Here is a 20,186-nt window from a genome sequence, read left to right on the forward strand (position 1 = left end):
GGTGAAGAATAGGGGGCAGACCACGTTTTCAATAATGATAGTCTGCCCCTATTCCTCCCATGATTTTGAAGCTGCGTATGCCAAGCTATGAATCGTTGAATTGGAGTCGGGCCGTGGAGCGGCGGCAATCGGCCGATTGTGTTGAAAAAGTCGGCTTTCCCAAAACACTCGAATATGGATGGATGAAAACACCTCTGTTGCCTGCTGCCACGTGAAATCCGAATACTGAACCTTCTGCCAAAAATTCAGATTTTCAATCTCAGGCGCGTACTTTTCTGGTGTGGAATTCGAAGCCGACTTTTTCAACGGAATCGGCCAAAAGCAGTCGCTCAAGTTACTGGAAATAAGTGGCGTTCAGGTGCCATTCTATGCACTAATAAAAAGTGCATAGAGCCATTTCTATAACGATTAGTCATTGAGGCGAGAGAGCTTATAAAAACACTCCATTAAAAGTTCAAGTTTTAACCTTACGTTTAGATTTTTTAGCCGGTATTGGATCAGGTATTGCTGCAAGCATTTCTTCAAGGACAATCTGCCTTTTAAGCCTGTCGTCTGAAATCTCTCCCAACGTCTCCAATATATCTACTGCTTGTTTAAATGGCGCTAGTGCCTGCTCACCTGGCTTGGTCAGTTTATCAATAACTTTCTGGCAGTAAGCTTCCATTTTTTTTGACTTGAGAGAAGGTTTGTCTTTGCCAGCAATAATCACACACACTAAAACGAGAATATGCCATTTGAATCTTCTCATATTTTGAGGGACGTTACTGCTGGCAACATACAAGTGCAAGCGATACAACACCAAGCACGACGCATAGAAAATAATCTCCTTGTTTTCTTCGTCGAACATAATGCCGGAAAGGCTTTCATACATTTTCTTAGGATAACGATAAGCCAAATCAGGACGATGACAGAACATCGAAGCCACACATTTGGCAACAGTATTAATATTGAAGGTACGAATGGCAGGCACCTCTTTCCCGAAGTACTGTTTTTCTCTCCGTTCAAAGTAAAGGCGTCCGTCCTGACCCTCAAACGAATTAAATAACTGCTCAACACGCTTTATTATAGGGCGAAGTGTTAGAAATTGAGTCTCATCAACTTTAGACTGACTATTTGTCGCCCTAACCAACTCTGAGAATACATCCTCGCTGGAAGTTTCAATCACCTTGAGTGTAACCATCACCTTGTCATCATATCTGCCTCTGTTCTCATAGAGAATATTAGAGGTCTGGCAGCCATTTACAATTTGAAAGTTCTCCAGATGCAAAACGTTGCCTTGCAAGCGAATATCCGGGCTGACAATTGTTATTCCGTTATTTAGTACTGGGAAGCGGGTTGATGTGACGCTGTTATTAAGTGTATCAGCAATCGACTGGTTAACTATGTTATCTCCGCCTAAATATGCGCGCACATTTTCTTCAAAAACTTGAGTTCGAAGGCTGCCGTCTTCTGCAACTAATAAATTGGCTACGACGTCTACAGCGCGCGCAACTACCAAATAGGCTTCTTCAATGCCAGCAATCGTCGGAAGCGGTGCAGAACCAAAAAGAGGAAGTTGCGCTGTAATGCCAGAATAAGTAGCCACCCAAAGCTCAGTCAACTCATTACGGCCAAAGCACTTTATATCCGCTTCAGAAAAATACCCTAAATCACTAATTTGTTTTTCAAAGGCAGCAATTGCGCTAGCAAACTCTCTTGGGGCAAGATAGTTCCCAGTGGTGATAAAACGTGCAGTCAGACGGGGTTTGCCATTACGAATCTTAGGGACGTTTCCGATACACTCGTCAAATACACTCCTTGCGTTTCTCTGAACTGTGTCAGTCGCTAGGTAAGGGTCCTCATTTAGAAAACGCAATATAGATTCTTTGAATTTTAGAAAGTCACCAAGATCGAACCCGTCAGAAGTTTTAGCCTGAACAAAAACTACTTCCATATCATGATTTTTACGATCAGTCTGAAATGCTGATCGTGCGTCTTCATCAGATATTATAATTTCTTCATCAAGTATAATTGCTACCCCGTCAACTCCGTCATCCCCAACTCCGGTGGTCAAATCGTCTAGATCAAAACCAGATGCACATCGCGAGTACAACACTGCATAATTGCAAAAGTATTCAAATTGTTGATCCTGCGGATCAGATTCAAATCCAAAACTTTTAACAAAATTTTTCAAATGGGAATTGACGATGCGATGCATTGGGCTTCCTTGGCTGGATAATTACTCTCAGTACGGTCATCTAATCCCAAATGCCGTAGCTACTGCCCCAAGCTACTATTTTGCCATCTACCTGTCCACCGGCCGGTTCTGGCCGAAAGCTGCCTTCACCTTTAAGCCACTGATCAGGGCTCTTATCGTTAGGTGATCATTTGCGGGGCATATCCTTCCGCATGGGTCCGCTGGCAACTGGCAAAGCAAAGAGGCTCCCCCCTTTTTCCCAGTTGCGCCCACCCCACCACCACGCTACCCTCCCCTCCGTCGCTGCCAATTCAGCGATCGGGCCTGATAACCCGGCAAGATGCAGGCGCACCAAGCGCCCCCAAAACTCGATTTGCAGGCGTTTTTTTTCGCCTCACAATTCGTGCAATGGCGGCTGTGCGTGGGAGACCTTCGGGTCTGCCGGGTTCCTGTATCTCCGGTTTATCAGCCTGCGCACAGCTGCCACCCAATTCGCCTGATAACGAACGTGGTAGCTCTCAACTGATATGGGAGTTTTACCGATGACCGCTACAAATCCGTCTGCATTAACCACCCTCGGCGTCACGCCCTTCTCCTTCCACTCCGACCAACCTTTATTCCGCGTCAACAGCGGTGTTTCCCTGCACGAAGCCTTGCACCACGCCTCCGACCTCCTCCACGTTGCCAAGCAGCTCGCAGAAGATGCGGCGATGACCAAGGAGACGGACCGTTACGCCTGGGCGTCGCATTACTTGCAGGAGATGGCGAAAGCGGTGGTGGATGATGTGGTGAAGGTGTTGGATTCGCCCGGTAACATTCAGTAAATCGGGCAACCGTAAAAAAGGGCGGCGCTTATATAAAGGTGCCGCCCTTTTTTGTGTTTTACCTGGTCGTTTGCGACCTGCGAAGGGCCGACTTCACGTGTTAACCTTGCGCCCATCGCAACAAATGCTGGGCCAAGCGCCCGATGCCGATCAGTTGTGCGCCCACGATTGGGCAGACACCGAAGATAAATGTGGGAGCTGTCGAGCTACAGCTCCCACCTTTGACCTGCTGTGTTTGGACGTCCGCACTTTTAACTGATCGACACTGGACCACGCGCCCCCTTTGCCCCATCACTTTCAACGAATTTGCCTACTATCCAATGAGTAAAAACACGTCCGATCTGTCTTCCCACACGCCGATGATGCAGCAGTACTGGCGTCTGAAAAACCAGCACCCTGATCAGTTGATGTTCTATCGCATGGGCGACTTCTACGAGATCTTCTACGAAGACGCGAAGAAGGCTGCCAAGTTGCTGGACATCACTTTGACCGCGCGCGGGCAGTCGGCGGGGCAGTCGATTCCGATGTGTGGGATTCCTTACCATTCGTTGGAAGGCTACCTGGTTAAGCTGGTGAAGCTGGGCGAGTCGGTGGTGATCTGTGAGCAGATCGGCGACCCGGCGACCAGCAAGGGGCCGGTTGAACGTCAGGTGGTGCGCATTATTACGCCGGGTACGGTGAGTGATGAGGCGTTGCTGGATGAGCGTCGCGATAACTTGATCGCAGCGGTGTTGGGCGATGAGCGTTTGTTCGGCCTGTCGGTGCTGGATATCACCAGCGGCAATTTCAGCGTGTTGGAGATCAAGGGCTGGGAGAACCTGCTGGCGGAGCTGGAGCGTATCAACCCGGTGGAGTTGTTGATTCCGGATGATTGGCCCAAGGACTTGCCGGCAGAAAAGCGTCGTGGGACCAAGCGTCGTGCGCCGTGGGATTTTGAGCGTGATTCGGCGCTGAAAAGTCTGTGCCAACAGTTCTCGGTGCAAGACCTCAAAGGCTTCGGCTGCGAAACCCTGACCCTGGCCATCGGCGCCGCCGGTTGCCTGCTCGGTTATGCCAAGGAAACCCAGCGCACCGCCCTGCCGCATTTGCGCAGCCTGCGCCACGAGCGCCTGGACGACACCGTGGTGCTCGATGGCGCCAGCCGTCGCAACCTGGAGCTGGACACCAACCTGGCCGGTGGCCGCGATAACACGCTGCAATCGGTGGTGGACCGTTGCCAGACCGCCATGGGCAGCCGCTTGCTGACCCGCTGGCTGAACCGTCCGCTGCGCGACCTGAGCGTGCTGCAAGCGCGCCAAACCTCTATTACCTGCCTGCTGGATGGCTATCGTTTTGAAAAGCTGCAGCCGCGGCTGAAGGAAATCGGCGATATCGAGCGCATCCTGGCGCGGATTGGCCTGCGTAATGCGCGGCCGCGTGACTTGGCGCGTCTGCGCGATGCCTTGAGCGCCCTGCCGCAGCTGCAAGTGGCGATGACCGAGCTGGACACTGCGCACTTGCAACAACTGGCCGTGACCGCCGGCACATACCCGGACCTCGCGGCGCTGCTGGAAAAAGCCATTATCGACAACCCGCCGGCCATCATCCGTGACGGCGGCGTGCTGAAAACCGGTTACGACACCGAGCTGGATGAACTGCAGTCGCTGAGCGAAAACGCCGGGCAGTTCCTGATTGATCTGGAAGCCCGCGAAAAGGCCCGCACCGGCCTGGCCAACTTGAAGGTCGGTTACAACCGCGTGCACGGCTACTTTATTGAGTTGCCGAGCAAGCAGGCCGAGTCGGCGCCGATCGACTATCAGCGTCGTCAAACCCTTAAAGGTGCCGAGCGTTTCATTACGCCGGAGCTGAAAGAGTTTGAAGACAAGGCGCTGTCGGCCAAAAGTCGCGCTCTGGCGCGCGAGAAAATGCTCTATGAAGCGCTGCTCGAAGACTTGATCAGCCGCCTGGCGCCGCTGCAGGACACCGCCGCCGCCCTGGCGGAGCTGGATGTGTTGAGCAACCTGGCCGAGCGCGCGCTGAACCTTGATTTGAACTGCCCGCGGTTTGTCAGCGAGCCGTGCATGCGCATCGTGCAGGGTCGTCACCCGGTGGTGGAGCAGGTGTTGACCACGCCGTTCGTCGCCAACGACCTGTCGCTGGATGACGACACCCGCATGCTGGTGATCACCGGTCCGAACATGGGCGGTAAATCCACCTACATGCGCCAGACCGCGTTGATCGTGCTGCTGGCGCATATCGGCAGTTTTGTACCGGCAGCCAGTTGCGAGCTGTCGCTGGTCGACCGCATTTTCACGCGGATCGGCTCCAGCGATGACCTGGCCGGTGGCCGTTCGACCTTTATGGTGGAAATGAGCGAAACCGCCAACATCCTCCACAACGCGACCGAGCGCAGTTTGGTGCTGATGGACGAAGTCGGCCGCGGCACCAGCACCTTCGACGGGCTGTCGCTGGCCTGGGCGGCAGCCGAGCGATTGGCGCATCTGCGCGCCTATACCCTGTTCGCCACGCACTATTTCGAGCTGACCGTGCTGCCGGAAAGCGAGCCGCTGGTGGCCAACGTGCATCTCAATGCCACTGAGCACAACGAACGTATCGTGTTTCTGCACCACGTGCTGCCAGGGCCGGCGAGCCAGAGTTACGGCCTGGCCGTGGCGCAATTGGCCGGTGTACCGGGCGATGTGATCACCCGCGCTCGCGAGCACCTCAGCCGCCTGGAAACCACGGCCTTGCCCCATGAAACCGTGGTGGCAAGCCCGAAAAAAGCCAGCAGCAAACCCGCTGCGCCGCACCAGAGCGACATGTTCGCCAGCCTGCCTCACCCTGTCCTGGATGAGTTGGCCAAGCTGGACCTGGACGACATGACGCCGCGCAAAGCGCTGGAAATGCTCTATGCACTAAAGACACGGGTCTAACGCAGACGCTTGCAAGCTGATAGAATCTCGCGCGGTTTGGGATGCTGCGGGCTTTTAGCCTGGCCTGCAGACTATCGCTCCCGAACCTCGCGAGCCCCACCACAAGGGGTTTCGCTGCCGCCGCCTGAGGAGAGAATTAGAAATGACCTTCGTCGTTACCGACAACTGCATCAAGTGCAAGTACACCGACTGCGTCGAAGTGTGTCCGGTGGACTGCTTCTACGAAGGCCCGAACTTCCTGGTTATCCATCCGGATGAGTGCATCGACTGCGCCCTGTGTGAACCAGAATGCCCGGCCGTCGCTATTTTCTCCGAGGACGAAGTCCCGGCAGAGATGCAGGAATTCATTCAGTTGAACGTCGAATTGGCGGAAATCTGGCCCAATATCACCGAACGCAAGGATCCGATGCCGGATGCAGCGGAGTGGGATGGCAAAAAAGGCAAGATTGCAGACCTCGAGCGCTAAAGCGCCGCCGCCCAATAAAAAAGGCCCCTTGCGGGCCTTTTTGCGTTTCTGCAGGGCAGGTTTCACTTTTCTGCAGGCAAAAAAAGGGGCGGTATGACCCGCCCACATTTTTTCCCTAGTCCCTGTATTCCTTTTTCATCATCCTGATGAATCGCATCCTGCGACGTTCCTTCAACCATCGTTCCTTGATGGCTGTGTCAATCCGTGGACACAGGGCTGATCTTAAAGAGTTCCAAGGGAAGTTCAACGGGATCCAACGGCTGGGCTGAAGAGCTTCATCGCTAAAACAACAATAAATAATTGTTATATTTCAATAAGATAGAAAAGTCTCTCGCCATTTCGAGATGTCCACGTCCGGTAAAAAACCCAAACACTTACGAAAAAGTAAGTGAATGCTTACACGCGCAAATGCGTAAAAGCGCAACAGCGCCCGGTTGACCTTCCTGCGGACAAGAAAAAGCCCCGACACTGTCGAGGCTTCTTTTCCTTCAGGCTGATCAGTCGTCGCTGAACGTAATCGTCGGCATTGCCGGCGCGGCCGCTTCCTGCAGGACGATGCGCGCGCCTACATGACGGGCCAACTCCTGATAGATCATAGCGATCTGCCCATCGGGCTCAGCCGCCACGGTCGGCTTGCCGCCATCCGCCTGTTCACGAATCTCCATCGCCAGCGGCAATGAAGCCAGCACTTCAACGCCGTATTGCGTGGCCAGCTTCTCACCGCCGCCTTCGCCGAACAGGTGCTCGGCATGCCCGCAATTGGAGCAGATGTGCACCGCCATGTTTTCCACGACGCCCAGCACCGGGATGTTGACCTTGCGGAACATCTCGACGCCTTTTCTCGCATCAAGCAGCGCCAGATCCTGGGGCGTGGTCACGATCACCGAGCCGGCCACCGGGACTTTCTGCGCCAGGGTCAGCTGAATGTCGCCGGTGCCTGGCGGCATGTCGATCACCAGGTAATCCAGGTCGCCCCAGGCGGTCTGAGTGACCAATTGCAGCAAGGCGCCGGACACCATCGGCCCGCGCCACACCATCGGCGTGTTGTCATCGGTGAGGAAGGCCATGGACATGACCTCGACGCCCATCGATTCAATCGGCACGAACCACTTCTGATCCTTGACCTTGGGGCGAGTGCCTTCGGCGATACCAAACATCACACCTTGGCTTGGGCCATAAATGTCGGCGTCGAGAATGCCAACGCGGGCCCCCTCGCGGGCCAGCGCCAGTGCAAGGTTGGCGGCCGTGGTGGATTTACCTACGCCGCCCTTGCCGGATGCCACGGCGACCACGTTCTTGACGTTGGCCAAACCCGGAATCTGCGCCTGGGCCTTGTGCGCGGCGATCACGCACTGGATGTCGACCTTGGCCGAACGCACACCGTCGAGACCCTCGATGGCCATTTGCAGCATCTGCGCCCAACCGCTCTTGAACAGGCCGGCGGCATAACCCAGCTCCATCTGGACCGAGACCTGGTCGCCCTGGACGTCGATGGCGCGTACACAGCCGGCGCTGACCGGGTCCTGGTTCAAATAGGGGTCGGTGTATTGGCGAAGAACGGCTTCCACCGCTGCGCGATTGACGGCGCTCATGGGCTACTCCCGAAAAAAGACTGACTGAAACAGGCGGCTATCCTAACCGTTCCAGCCGCCAAGCGGCATGCTTTCGCGCCCCGGGAGGATTCAGAAACAGCGCCACGGGGTGAAATATATTTCCCGGCGCTTTATAGTGGCCGACCTCCGTTTCATCAAGTAGCCGAGCCCCATGTCCGAGCCACGCAAGATCCTCGTCACCAGCGCCCTGCCCTATGCCAATGGTTCTATCCATCTTGGCCATATGCTTGAGTACATCCAGACCGATATGTGGGTGCGCTTCCAGAAGCATCGCGGCAATCAATGCATTTATGTCTGCGCAGACGACGCCCACGGATCGGCCATCATGTTGCGCGCCGAAAAGGAAGGGATCACCCCGGAACAACTGATCGCCAATGTGCAGGCTGAACACAGCGCCGACTTTGCCGAGTTCCTGGTTGATTTCGACAATTTCCACTCGACCCACTCCGACGAAAACCGCGAGCTGTCGAGCCTGATCTACACGCGCTTGCGCGACGCCGGGCACATTGCCACGCGTTCGATCACGCAATATTTCGACCCGGAAAAGAAAATGTTCCTGGCCGACCGCTTCATCAAGGGCACCTGCCCGAAATGCGGCACTGAAGACCAGTACGGCGACAACTGCGAGAAGTGCGGTGCCACTTATGCACCGACTGACCTGAAGAACCCGCGCTCGGCCATCTCTGGCGCCATTCCGGTGCTCAAGGATTCCCAGCACTTCTTCTTCAAGCTCCCGGACTTCCAGCAGATGCTGCAAACCTGGACGCGCAGCGGCACCCTGCAAGACGCCGTGGCCAACAAGATCGCCGAATGGCTGGATGCCGGCCTGCAACAGTGGGACATCTCCCGCGATGCGCCGTACTTCGGTTTCGAAATCCCGGACGAGCCAGGCAAGTACTTCTATGTGTGGCTGGACGCGCCGATCGGTTACATGGCCAGCTTCAAGAACCTGTGCGACCGCACGCCGGAGCTGGACTTCGATGCGTTCTGGGCCAAGGATTCCACCGCCGAGCTGTACCACTTCATCGGCAAGGACATCGTCAACTTCCACGCCCTGTTCTGGCCGGCGATGCTTGAAGGGTCGGGCTACCGCAAGCCAACCGGCATCGCCGTGCACGGCTACCTGACGGTCAACGGCCAGAAAATGTCCAAGTCCCGTGGCACCTTTATCAAGGCGCGCACCTACCTGGACCATCTGTCGCCGGAATACCTGCGCTACTACTACGCCTCCAAGCTGGGCCGTGGCGTCGACGACCTCGACCTGAACCTGGGAGACTTCGTACAGAAGGTCAACTCGGACCTGGTGGGCAAAGTCGTCAACATCGCCAGCCGTTGCGCCGGGTTTATCCACAAGGGTAATGGCGGTTTGTTGGTGGCCGAGAACGCCGCACCGGAACTGACCGAGGCCTTCCTGGCCGCCGCGCCAAGCATTGCCGACGCCTATGAAGCGCGCGACTTCGCCCGCGCCATGCGCGAAATCATGGGCCTGGCCGACCGTGCCAACGCCTGGATCGCCGACAAGGCGCCGTGGTCGCTGAACAAGCAGGAAGGCAAGCAAGCTGAAGTCCAGGCGATCTGCGCCACGGGCGTCAACCTGTTCCGCCAGCTGGTGATCTTCCTCAAGCCGGTGTTGCCATTGCTGGCCGCCGACGCCGAGGCGTTCCTCAACGTCGCGCCGCTGACCTGGAATGACCACGCTACCTTGCTCAGCAATCATCAATTGAACGAGTTCAAGCCGCTGATGACCCGTATCGACCCCGTCAAGGTGCAGGCGATGACCGATGCTTCGAAAGAAGACCTGGTCGCCAGCCAGACCGACACCGGCGAATCGGCACCGGCCGGCAACGGCGAGTTGGCCAAAGACCCGCTCTCCCCGGAAATCGACTTCGACGCTTTTGCCGCCGTTGACCTGCGCGTTGCGCTGATCATCAAGGCCGAAGCTGTGGAAGGTGCCGACAAGCTGTTGCGCCTGACGCTGGACATCGGTGATGAGCGACGCAACGTATTCTCCGGAATCAAGAGCGCTTACCCGGACCCGTCCAAGCTCGATGGTCGTCTGACCATGATGATTGCCAACCTCAAGCCACGGAAAATGAAGTTCGGTATTTCCGAAGGCATGGTGATGGCGGCGGGCCCTGGCGGTGAAGAGATCTACCTGTTGAGCCCTGATAGCGGTGCCAAACCGGGTCAACGGATCAAGTAAAACGATGTGGCAAGCAGCCTTGTTGTGGCGAGCGGGCTTGCCCCGCGTTGGGGCGCGTAGCGGCCCCTGAACCAAACACCCGGTTCTACCTTTGGAAACCCGGTGGCCTTGGTGGGGCCGCTTCGCAGCCCAACGCGGGGCAAGCCCGCTCGCCACAACAGCCCGGCTCGCCATAGAAAAGCCGCCCGGGCTCACCCCTACAGGCCCTGTTTGTCTAACCGGCATGCCAATGATCACCCCATGACTCTGATCCAACGTATCGACGCGCTGCTGCCGCAGACCCAATGCGGCAAATGCGGGCACCCGGGCTGCAAGCCTTACGCCGAGGGCATTGCTCAGGGCGAGGCGATCAACAAGTGCCCGCCCGGTGGGCAGGAAACCATTGCGGGCCTTGCGCAGTTGCTGCGCGTGCCGGTGCTGGAACTGGACACCAGCCGAGGCGAGGCTCCCGCTCAGGTCGCCTATATTCGCGAGGCCGAGTGCATCGGCTGCACCAAATGCATCCAGGCTTGCCCGGTGGATGCGATTGTCGGCGCCGCCAAGTTGATGCACACCGTGATCATTGATGAGTGCACCGGTTGCGACCTGTGTGTGGCGCCCTGCCCTGTCGATTGCATTGAGATGCGCCCAGCGACGAGCGTGCTGCCGATTGTCGGCGGCCTGGCTGCCAATGATCAGCAGCGCCATGCGCGTGCCCTCAAGCGCGACCGGGCGCGGCGGCGCTATGAGCAACGCAACGCGCGGCTGCAACGCGAAGATGCACATAAACTCGCCGAGCGCCTGGCGCGAGCCAAACGCCCGACACCCAGTGTGTCTGTGCACACCGACAGTGCTCAGGCAGCCCAGGATGCAGCGGTCAAGAAAGCCAAAATCACCGTGGCAATGAGTCGTGCCCAGTTGCACAAATCCTTGAAGGCATTCGGTCATCCGCCGACGTTTGAGCAACAGTCGCAGCTGATCGTCCTGCAGCAGCAGTTCGAAGCGGCAGAGCAGGCGCTCAGCGCACTGGAGGCGAACAGTCCGCCTCCACCGCCGACCGCCAAAGACCCTGAACTCAAGCGCGCGAAAATCCAGCTGGCGATGCGCCGCGCCGAATTGAAGAAGGCCCAGGACCGCAATGCTGACGAGCAGCAATTGGCAACCTTGAGTGCCGCGCTGGCCACCGCAGAGCGAACCCTGCATGACGCCGAGGCTGTCAGTGAGCAGCCAAGACCTGAGTTGCAGCGTGTGGAAAAACGCCCCATCGACACTCAGCTGCGCCAGCTGAAAACCGCCTTGGCGTACGCGCGCGCGGACGTCAGCAAGTTGCTACGCCAGCCGCAAACCACCGCAGATGAGCTCAAAGCCGCACAACACACGCTCGAGCAAGCGCAGCGCCAAGTGGACGCGCACACCGGCGATTGATCCGCGACAGTCGCTGCCGGGCAGAGTGGTGATGGTTTATCCTGCAACGCCTGCACTTTTGAAACTACGACGACAGCCTGCAAGGAAATACCCGCCCCATGAACGCCGCAAAACGCCTGGAAATTTTCCGCAGGTTTCACGAAGACAATCCGGAGCCCAAAACCGAACTGGCCTACTCGTCGCCATTCGAGTTGCTGATTGCGGTGATTCTGTCGGCCCAATCCACGGACGTTGGCGTCAACAAGGCCACCGCCAAGCTGTACCCGGTGGCCAATACGCCAGAGGCTATTTACGCACTGGGTGTGGACGGGTTGTCGGAGTACATCAAGACCATCGGTTTGTACAACAGCAAGGCCAAGAATGTCATCGAGACCTGCCGCCTGCTCGTCGAACTGCATGGCAGCGAAGTGCCCCAAACTCGCGAAGCCCTTGAAGCGCTGCCGGGTGTGGGGCGCAAGACGGCCAATGTGGTGCTCAACACTGCGTTTCGGCAACTGACCATGGCAGTGGACACGCATATTTTTCGTGTCAGCAACCGAACCGGCATCGCTCGCGGCAAAAACGTCGTTGAGGTGGAAAAACAGCTGATGAAGTTCGTGCCCAAGCCCTATCTTCTCGATTCCCACCATTGGTTGATCCTTCATGGACGTTACGTTTGCCAGGCCCGCAAGCCTCGCTGCGGCAGCTGCCGGATCGAAGACCTGTGCGAATACAAGGACAAGACGTCCGACGATTGAGCAATCATTGGTTTTCTCGATCAGTCGATTGAAAAAATCTTTTTTACCCGTTCATGGATTATCGTTATAAGGAGCGCCAATGGCAGTCTTAGCCTGGAGTGAACCTTATGAGCACTGGCAAAGAACAACTGGATGTAGAAGACGACCTCGTTGCAGAGTCGGATGACGATGGGGACGCACCTGTTGCAGAGGTGGCCAAGACCAATTTGAGCAAACGCCGCACTATCGATAACCTTCTGGAAGAGCGACGCTTGCAAAAACAACTGGCCGATTACGATTTCGACCTCTGATCAGCCCGTTCACGACCGGAAGCCTCCCTGATGGAGGCTTTTTTTTGCCGACTATTTCTGCGCCCCGCTCTAGACCAGGCCGTTGCGTTGAGCCAGCTCGATCAGGTCCACAAGGGACCGGGCATTGAGCTTGAGCAACAGGCGAGTCTTGTAGGTACTGACGGTCTTGTTGCTCAGGAACATGCCGTCGGCGATTTCCTTGTTGGTTTTGCCACGGGCCAACTGCTGCAGCACCATCATTTCGCGCCCCGACAAGCGCTCGACCATGTCCGCCTCGCTGGCGTTGCCCATGGTTGAACGCACGGAATTGAGCGCCTGGTTGGGGAAATAGCTGTAGCCGGAGAGCACGGCCTTTATCGCGCTCAGCAATTCGGTCAAATCCTGCTGTTTGCACACGTAGCCCGCCGCTCCCGCCTGCATGCAGCGCATCGAAAAATGCCCGGGCGCCTGGGACGTCAGCACCAACACCTTGAAAGGCGCGGGCTGCTTGGCAGACGCCAGGCGGCAAATAACTTCCAGCCCATCGAGTTTGGGAATCCCGATATCCAGTATGACAATGTCCGGTACATGTTCCCGTGCAAGTTGCAACGCATCGACACCGTTATCAGTCTCGGCAACGACTTCATAACCATGACGCTCCATTAGCATGCGCACAGCAAGACGAATGACGGGATGATCATCCACGATCAGCACTTTATTCATGAGAAAGTCCAATTTCGCTGTTCGAATTATTTAGAGCAAGCACAATAGCGTAGTCGTTTCCTAGTTGGCATAGCATTACCCCCCAAGCAACAGCAAGCAGAGACCCACCCCACAGCGATATAGGAATTAACCTACAAAAAAACATTAACTCGGACAGTTTGGGCTTTATGGCGCCTTTCAGAACTTTCCGGGGGCTGACATGTTTTGAGTGAAATAACCGCCGCGCAAGGGGTTCAGGGTAAAGGTGCCGCACAGGACTTTCAGGAGATACCCATTGCTCATCACCCACAAGCGAATGAGCAGACGCAAAAAAACCGCCTGCATTAGTTCCTTTGAACATATTCATTTACACCCCTGCTTCCTACAGAACTTTCCATGCCTTACATACCTTTCTTACTTGTGTAGTGAATTTTCTGTAAGACATAGTTCCTAGCCAGGTGTTAAAAATTCGTTCAACAACGCAAAACGTGAATTCAAACTGAAAAATAAACCCATCAACTTTCCTGGCCGACAAAAACTTAAACATTCTCCTGAGTTTTTAAACATTGTGTTCGGTTCAAGCCCCGCGACTTAATCGGCAGGCAAAAAAAATGGCCCCTTAACAGGGGCCATTTCTAACAACGCAGATCACTCAGAACAGCTTGCGACCCTTGTTGGCAGCAATGCGCATGCGCAGTGCGTTCAACTTGATGAAGCCCGCAGCATCCGCCTGGTTGTAGGCGCCGCCGTCTTCTTCGAAGGTAGCAATGTTGGCGTCGAACAGCGATTCATCGGACTTGCGGCCGGTGACGATCACGTTGCCCTTGTACAGCTTCAGGCGCACAACGCCGTTCACGTGGGCCTGGGAGGCGTCGATCATCTGTTGCAGCATCAGACGCTCAGGGCTCCACCAGTAGCCGGTATAGATCAGGCTGGCGTACTTGGGCATCAGCTCGTCTTTGAGGTGAGCCACTTCACGGTCCAGAGTGATGGACTCGATGGCGCGGTGAGCGCGCAGCATGATGGTGCCGCCTGGGGTTTCGTAGCAACCACGGGACTTCATGCCCACGTAACGGTTCTCGACGATGTCGAGACGGCCGATACCGTGTTCGCCACCGATACGGTTCAGGGTCGCCAGCACGGTGGCCGGGGTCATTTCGACGCCGTCCAGCGCGACGATGTCGCCGTTGCGGTAGGTCAGTTCCAGGTATTGTGGCTTGTCAGGAGCGTTCTCCGGGGAGACGGTCCATTTCCACATGTCTTCTTCGTGCTCGGTCCAGGTGTCTTCCAGCACGCCGCCTTCATAGGAGATGTGCAGCAGGTTGGCGTCCATCGAGTACGGGGACTTCTTCTTGCCGTGACGCTCGATCGGGATCGCGTGCTTTTCAGCGTAATCCATCAGCTTTTCACGGGACAAAAGGTCCCACTCACGCCACGGAGCAATCACTTTCACGCCTGGTTTGAGCGCGTAGGCGCCCAGTTCGAAGCGCACCTGATCGTTGCCCTTGCCGGTCGCGCCATGGGAAATGGCGTCGGCGCCGGTTTCGTTGGCAATTTCGATCAGGCGTTTGGCGATCAGCGGACGTGCGATGGAAGTACCCAGCAGGTACTCGCCTTCGTAGACGGTGTTGGCGCGAAACATCGGGAAGACGAAATCGCGGACGAATTCTTCGCGCAGGTCGTCAATGTAGATCTCTTTCACGCCCATGGCTTGCGCCTTGGCACGTGCAGGTTCGACCTCTTCGCCCTGACCCAGGTCAGCGGTGAAGGTCACCACTTCACAGTTATAAGTATCCTGCAGCCACTTGAGGATCACCGAAGTGTCCAGGCCGCCGGAATACGCGAGAACGACCTTGTTTACGTCGGCCATGCCATCACTCCACGGGGTTGTACGGAAAGGCGTCGATTCTACCGACCAAAACCGTGAATTTACAGAGGCGCGACAGCAAATGAAGATAAAGCGACAGATTATGTCGAGCGGGCGACCGAGGGTCGCACCTTAAGACGTGTGTGCCGGGTTGCTCGGTGCAGTGGCCTGCGGCGCCGGTTTCTCGGGGGCTGCCACGCGTTCCAGCTGGATATTCACGCGGCGATTGCGCGCCCGGTTGGCGGCATTGGTGTTGGGCGCCAGTGGGTAGCTCTCGCCGTAAAACCGCATGGAAATCTGCGATTCCGGGATGCCATTGGCCTTTAAGTAGTCCGTGACCGCCAACGCCCGGCGGCGCGAGACATCACGGTTGGTCAGGCGATTTCCGCTGTTGTCCGAATGGCCGTTCAACTCGACATGGTTGACGGTAGGATCGGCTTTCATGAATGCCACAATCACGTCCAGCTTCTTCTTCGCGGCCGCGTCCAGTTCAATGCCGCCACCGGGAAAGCCGACTTCGGTCTGTTTGACCTGGTCGTAATTCATCGGCAACAGCTTGGTGGTGCACAATTGGTAGTCGTTGTAGGCCTTGTTGAACTTGACCGGCAACAGTCGAATTTCCGAGTAGCCGCCTTCGCGCCCGTAATGCCGCACGGTCGGGCTACGTCCTTCCAGCAAACCGGTGAACAGCCGCCCGGCCTGAGCTTGGGAGCTGTTGAACAACACCTCGCCACTGCCGGCACGCACGGCGCCAAGGTTGATGTCCCCGCGGCCCGGCTGCCAGGGCGCAGCGGCGGCCAACAAGGTCGCCGAGCCAGCACCCAGCGCGCCGTTGTAGGCTTTCAGACGAAACGTCGCCTGCTCACCGGCCCGGCGCACGAACTCACCCGAGCCGAAATCGGTGATCGGTTGGGTCAAGCGGCATTCGAACTGGTCGCCTTCCACCTTCCACTCAATATTCTCCAGACGTGTCTGGAACGTGAGGGCCATCGCAGGCAGGCTGGCGAACACACTGAGCAGGGCTAGATAATGCTGGCGCACGGGAGGCTCCACTGGTTTCTACAACACTTCAAAGCGTCATACGTCGTTAAGGCATACCCAGGGATATCGGTAGCGTCCTGCAAAACTTGATAGCGAGTGCCTGCAAGAGTCTTTTCCGGTAGCATTCCCACCAGATTGACCCGCCTGGAATCCCCAATGTCCGACCGCCTGACCCTGCTGCGTCCCGACGACTGGCATATTCATCTTCGCGATGGTGCTGCGTTACCCCAAACCGTGGCCGATGTAGCGCGCACATTTGGCCGCGCCATCATCATGCCCAACCTGGTACCTCCGGTGCGTAATGCCGCTGAAGCCGACGCCTATCGCCAGCGCATCCTCGCTGCACGGCCGGCCGGCAGCCGCTTCGAACCGCTGATGGTGCTTTACCTCACTGACCGCACCCAGCCTGACGAGATTCGCCAGGCCAAGGCCACCGGCTTCGTGCACGCCGCCAAGCTGTACCCGGCGGGCGCGACCACCAACTCCGATTCCGGCGTGACCAGTATCGACAAGATCCTGCCGGCCATCGAAGCCATGGCTGAAGTCGGTATGCCGCTGCTGATTCACGGTGAAGTCACGCGTGGCGATGTCGATGTGTTCGATCGCGAGAAGGTCTTCATCGACGAGCATATGCGCCGCGTGGTCGAGTTGTTCCCGACGCTCAAGGTAGTGTTCGAACACATCACCACGGCCGACGCCGTGCAGTTTGTGACCGAGGCTTCGGCCAATGTCGGTGCGACCATCACCGCGCATCACCTGCTCTACAACCGCAACCACATGTTGGTGGGCGGGATTCGGCCGCACTTCTATTGCCTGCCGATCCTCAAGCGCAACACTCACCAAGTGGCCTTGCTGGACGCCGCCACCAGCGGCAGCCCGAAGTTCTTCCTCGGCACCGACTCCGCGCCGCACGCTCAACACGCCAAGGAAGCCGCGTGTGGCTGTGCCGGCTGCTACACCGCTTATGCGGCGATCGAGCTGTACGCCGAAGCGTTTGAACAGCGCAATGCCCTGGACAAGCTCGAAGGCTTCGCCAGCCTCAACGGCCCGCGTTTCTACGGCCTGCCGGCGAATACCGACCGCATTACCCTGGTTCGTGAAGACTGGACCGCCCCTGCCAGCCTGCCGTTTGGCGAGCTGACTGTTATCCCGCTGCGCGCCGGTGAAACACTGCGCTGGCGCCTGCTGGAGGAAAGCAAGTGAGTGAAGACCATTACGATGACGAACACGAGCACAGTGGCGGCGGTTCCCGTCACCCGATGGCCGAGCGGTTTCGCGGCTATCTGCCGGTGGTCATCGATGTAGAAACCGGTGGCTTCAACTGCGCCACCGACGCCTTGCTGGAAATTGCCGCGACCACCATCGGCATGGACGAGCAGGGTTTTGTGTTTCCCGAGCACACCCACTTCTTTCGTGTCGAGCCGTTCGAGGGCGCGAACATCGAAGCAGCCGCTTTGGAATTCACCGGCATCAAGCTCGACCACCCGCTGCGCATGGCGGTGAGTGAAGAAGCGGCGCTGACCGATATCTTCCGTGGCGTGCGCAAGGCGTTGAAGGCCAATGGTTGCAAACGCGCGATCCTGGTCGGCCACAACAGCAGCTTCGACCTGGGCTTCCTGAATGCCGCCGTGACGCGGTTGGACATGAAGCGCAACCCGTTTCACCCGTTCTCCAGCTTCGACACTGCTACCCTCGCGGGCCTGGCGTATGGCCAGACCGTGCTGGCGAAAGCCTGTCAGGCGGCCGGTATCGACTTTGACGGGCGTGAGGCCCACTCGGCTCGCTACGACACCGAGAAGACGGCCGAGTTGTTCTGCGGCATCGTCAACCGCTGGAAGCAGATGGGCGGCTGGGAAGACTTCAACGACTGAGGCCTGCCCGAGCGCTGTTGTGGCGAACGGGCTTGTTGTGGCGCGGGCTTGTTGTGGTGAGCGGGCTTGCCCCGCGTTGGGCCGCGCAGCGGCCCCAGAACCAAACAACGCGGTCTGCCAGGTAAATCGTGGCGGTCTAATTGGGGCTGCTTCGCAGCCCAACGCGGTGCAAGCCCGCTCGCCACAACCTACTCACTCGCCACAACAAGCCATTTGCCACCACGACCCGCCAGCCGCTGAACACCAGTCGCCACAAGGTCATTTCCCACGCATAAAAAAACCGGCCTTCGCAGGCCGGTTTTTTTGCTTCGAACGTGGCTTACAGCTTGCCAGCGTTCTCGGTCAGGTAAGCCGCAACACCTTCGGTGGAAGCGGTCATGCCTTTGTCGCCTTTTTTCCAGTTGGCAGGGCAAACTTCGCCGTGCTCTTCGTGGAATTGCAGCGCGTCGACCAGACGGATCAGCTCTTCCATGTTACGGCCCAGCGGCAGGTCGTTGATGATCTGCGAGCGCACAACGCCCTTGTCGTCGATCAGGAACGCGCCACGGAAAGCCACGCCACCTTCGGACTCAACGTCGTAGGCCTTGGCGATGTCGTGCTTCATGTCGGCAGCCATGGTGTATTTGACTTTGCCGATGCCGCCATCATTGATGGCGGTGTTGCGCCAGGCGTTGTGAGTGAAATGGGAGTCGATGGAAACGGCTACCACTTCAACGTTGCGCGCCTTGAAATCGTCCATGCGGTGGTCCAGAGCGATCAGCTCCGACGGGCAGACGAAGGTGAAGTCCAGCGGGTAGAAGAACACCAGGCCGTATTTGCCTTTGATGGCTTCAGACAGTTTGAAGCTGTCTACGATTTCGCCATTGCCGAGGACGGCAGGTACGTCGAAATCCGGGGCTTGTTTGCCGACGAGTACGCTCATTGGTTATCTCCTGATGCAGGGGTGACGATTGAAGTAAAAGGACCGGCCCAGTCTGACGCGAATAAGCGACAGCCCTGTGACGCGGTCACGCTTCGTGAAGACCGACCATCATACACTGAAAAAACCGTTCGTCAGCGCACGGGCAGTGCCGGGCAATACCCTACGAATCTACTTTGACAATCATTCTCGTTAACATTAAGATCCATCGCACTTAAGCCTTAACCCGCGATGGTTCTCCCTTATGTATGTCTGCCTCTGCACTGGCGTCACCGACGGACAAATCCGCGAAGCAATCTACGAAGGTTGCTGCAGCTACAAGGAAGTACGTGAAACCACCGGCGTTGCCAGCCAGTGCGGTAAATGTGCTTGCCTCGCCAAGCAAGTGGTACGGGAAACCCTGACGCAGCTGCAAACCGCTCAGTCAGCACTCCCCTACTCAGCAGAATTTACACACGCTTAAATAGCGTGTTTTGAAGAACCGGACTTAGTGTCCGGTTTTTTTATGCCCGCAATTCAATTAGTTAGCGTCAAGACGCGGAACACAAACATTCTTATTCCGATTAATTTTCATTTATTATTCAATAACTTAGGTTTGACACTAGGGATTTCGCCGCTCAAACTCCGCCTTATATACAGCTAATACAGGGCAGGACCCCAGTCATGAAAGGCGACATCTCAGTCATCCAGCAACTCAATAAAATCCTTGCCAATGAACTGGTCGCGATCAATCAGTACTTCCTGCATGCGCGCATGTATGACGATTGGGGCCTGGAAAAGCTCGGCAAGCGCGAATACAAAGAATCCATCAAGGCCATGAAAGACGCGGACGCGTTGATCAAGCGCATCCTGTTCCTGGAAGGCCTGCCGAACGTGCAGGACCTGGGCAAGCTGAACATCGGCGAGCACACCCAGGAAATGATCATCAGCGACCTGAAGTTCGAACAGAAGAGCCACAGCGACCTCAAGGCCGCGATTGCGCACTGCGAAACCAAGGGCGATTTCGGCAGCCGTGAACTGCTCGAAGACATTCTGGAAGACCAGGAAGAACACATCGACTGGCTGGAAACCCAACTAGGCCTGATCGACAAAGTCAGCCTGGAAAACTACCTGCAATCGCAGATGGGTGAATAACCCGTAGTCAACAGGCCATAAAAAAGCCCCGCTCTCTTTCGAGAAGCG

Annotated in this window: 18 protein-coding genes; 11 read left to right on the forward strand and 7 right to left on the reverse strand. The window is 56.8% G+C overall.

All coding sequences use genetic code 11. The features are described from left to right. Positions 1–454 precede the first annotated feature (454 nt). A complete protein-coding gene (locus AACU78_RS18985) occupies positions 455–2,197 on the reverse strand; it encodes an AIPR family protein (RefSeq protein WP_106577257.1) in 1,743 nt (580 codons plus the stop codon). Positions 2,198–2,718: 521 nt separating this feature from the next. Here AACU78_RS18985 and AACU78_RS18990 point away from each other — a divergent pair. The 3 genes from AACU78_RS18990 to fdxA all read left to right on the forward strand — a co-directional run bounded on the left by AACU78_RS18990 (position 2,719) and on the right by fdxA (position 6,378). Next, positions 2,719–3,000 (forward strand): DUF3077 domain-containing protein, encoded by a 282-nt coding sequence (locus tag AACU78_RS18990; protein ID WP_106577258.1) that lies wholly within the window; start codon positions 2,719–2,721, stop codon positions 2,998–3,000. Positions 3,001–3,320: 320 nt separating this feature from the next. After that, positions 3,321–5,912 carry a DNA mismatch repair protein MutS gene (gene mutS, locus AACU78_RS18995; RefSeq protein WP_106577259.1) on the forward strand — a complete coding sequence of 864 codons (2,592 nt, stop codon included), beginning with the start codon at positions 3,321–3,323 and terminating at the stop codon, positions 5,910–5,912. A 142-nt stretch (positions 5,913–6,054) separates the two neighbouring features. Further along, positions 6,055–6,378 (forward strand): ferredoxin FdxA, encoded by a 324-nt coding sequence (gene fdxA, locus AACU78_RS19000; RefSeq protein ID WP_003208688.1) that lies wholly within the window; start codon positions 6,055–6,057, stop codon positions 6,376–6,378. A gap of 497 nt (positions 6,379–6,875) precedes the next feature. Here the strand turns inward: fdxA and apbC are convergent, their stop codons facing one another. Beyond that, positions 6,876–7,970 (reverse strand): iron-sulfur cluster carrier protein ApbC, encoded by a 1,095-nt coding sequence (apbC, locus tag AACU78_RS19005; RefSeq protein ID WP_106577260.1) that lies wholly within the window; start codon positions 7,968–7,970, stop codon positions 6,876–6,878. A gap of 172 nt (positions 7,971–8,142) precedes the next feature. Here apbC and metG point away from each other — a divergent pair, with 172 nt between their 5' ends. The 4 genes from metG to AACU78_RS19025 all read left to right on the forward strand — a co-directional run bounded on the left by metG (position 8,143) and on the right by AACU78_RS19025 (position 12,625). Then, complete coding sequence (gene metG / locus AACU78_RS19010; protein WP_106577261.1) at positions 8,143–10,194, forward strand: methionine--tRNA ligase; 2,052 nt, start codon at positions 8,143–8,145, stop codon at positions 10,192–10,194. A gap of 240 nt (positions 10,195–10,434) precedes the next feature. Further along, a complete protein-coding gene (gene rsxB, locus AACU78_RS19015; RefSeq protein ID WP_106577262.1) occupies positions 10,435–11,598 on the forward strand; it encodes an electron transport complex subunit RsxB in 1,164 nt (387 codons plus the stop codon). Between the two features lie 98 nt (positions 11,599–11,696). Continuing rightward, positions 11,697–12,335: an endonuclease III gene (gene nth / locus AACU78_RS19020; RefSeq protein ID WP_106577263.1), complete on the forward strand. Its 639-nt coding sequence runs from the start codon at positions 11,697–11,699 to the stop codon at positions 12,333–12,335. 107 nt (positions 12,336–12,442) lie between these two features. Further along, the gene (locus tag AACU78_RS19025) at positions 12,443–12,625 is read left to right on the forward strand and encodes a PA3496 family putative envelope integrity protein (protein ID WP_106577264.1); all 183 of its coding nucleotides are present in this window, start codon (positions 12,443–12,445) and stop codon (positions 12,623–12,625) included. Positions 12,626–12,694: 69 nt separating this feature from the next. Here AACU78_RS19025 and AACU78_RS19030 read toward each other — a convergent pair whose 3' ends face one another. From AACU78_RS19030 to AACU78_RS19045, 4 genes are all read right to left on the reverse strand, one after another. After that, the gene (locus AACU78_RS19030; protein ID WP_106577265.1) at positions 12,695–13,327 is read right to left on the reverse strand and encodes a response regulator transcription factor; all 633 of its coding nucleotides are present in this window, start codon (positions 13,325–13,327) and stop codon (positions 12,695–12,697) included. Then, positions 13,320–13,673 (reverse strand): hypothetical protein, encoded by a 354-nt coding sequence (locus AACU78_RS19035; RefSeq protein WP_339382666.1) that lies wholly within the window; start codon positions 13,671–13,673, stop codon positions 13,320–13,322. Before AACU78_RS19035 ends, AACU78_RS19030 begins: the two co-directional genes overlap by 8 nt. A 285-nt stretch (positions 13,674–13,958) precedes the next feature. Beyond that, entirely contained in the window at positions 13,959–15,176 is a 1,218-nt protein-coding gene (locus tag AACU78_RS19040) for an argininosuccinate synthase (protein ID WP_017738284.1), read from the reverse strand. 129 nt (positions 15,177–15,305) lie between these two features. Continuing rightward, entirely contained in the window at positions 15,306–16,214 is a 909-nt protein-coding gene (locus AACU78_RS19045; protein WP_106577266.1) for a flagellar protein MotY, read from the reverse strand. Between the two features lie 156 nt (positions 16,215–16,370). Between AACU78_RS19045 and pyrC the strand changes: the two genes are divergently transcribed. Both pyrC and rnt read left to right on the forward strand, forming a co-directional pair. Further along, positions 16,371–17,417 carry a dihydroorotase gene (gene pyrC / locus AACU78_RS19050; RefSeq protein ID WP_106577267.1) on the forward strand — a complete coding sequence of 349 codons (1,047 nt, stop codon included), beginning with the start codon at positions 16,371–16,373 and terminating at the stop codon, positions 17,415–17,417. Next, positions 17,414–18,085, forward strand: coding sequence for a ribonuclease T (rnt, locus tag AACU78_RS19055; protein WP_017137041.1), 672 nt, complete (start codon positions 17,414–17,416; stop codon positions 18,083–18,085). Before pyrC ends, rnt begins: the two co-directional genes overlap by 4 nt. A 319-nt stretch (positions 18,086–18,404) precedes the next feature. Here the strand turns inward: rnt and AACU78_RS19060 are convergent, their stop codons facing one another. Further along, a complete protein-coding gene (locus tag AACU78_RS19060) occupies positions 18,405–19,007 on the reverse strand; it encodes a peroxiredoxin (RefSeq protein ID WP_057724790.1) in 603 nt (200 codons plus the stop codon). Positions 19,008–19,248: 241 nt separating this feature from the next. Here AACU78_RS19060 and AACU78_RS19065 point away from each other — a divergent pair, with 241 nt between their 5' ends. Together AACU78_RS19065 and bfr are read left to right on the forward strand one after the other, a co-directional pair. Beyond that, a complete protein-coding gene (locus tag AACU78_RS19065; RefSeq protein WP_078047118.1) occupies positions 19,249–19,467 on the forward strand; it encodes a bacterioferritin-associated ferredoxin in 219 nt (72 codons plus the stop codon). Between the two features lie 200 nt (positions 19,468–19,667). Beyond that, positions 19,668–20,138, forward strand: coding sequence for a bacterioferritin (gene bfr, locus AACU78_RS19070; protein ID WP_106577268.1), 471 nt, complete (start codon positions 19,668–19,670; stop codon positions 20,136–20,138). Positions 20,139–20,186: the final 48 nt, after the last annotated feature.

The organism is Pseudomonas sp. R9.37, assembly GCF_963878885.1.
In the GTDB taxonomy this organism is placed as follows: domain Bacteria; phylum Pseudomonadota; class Gammaproteobacteria; order Pseudomonadales; family Pseudomonadaceae; genus Aquipseudomonas.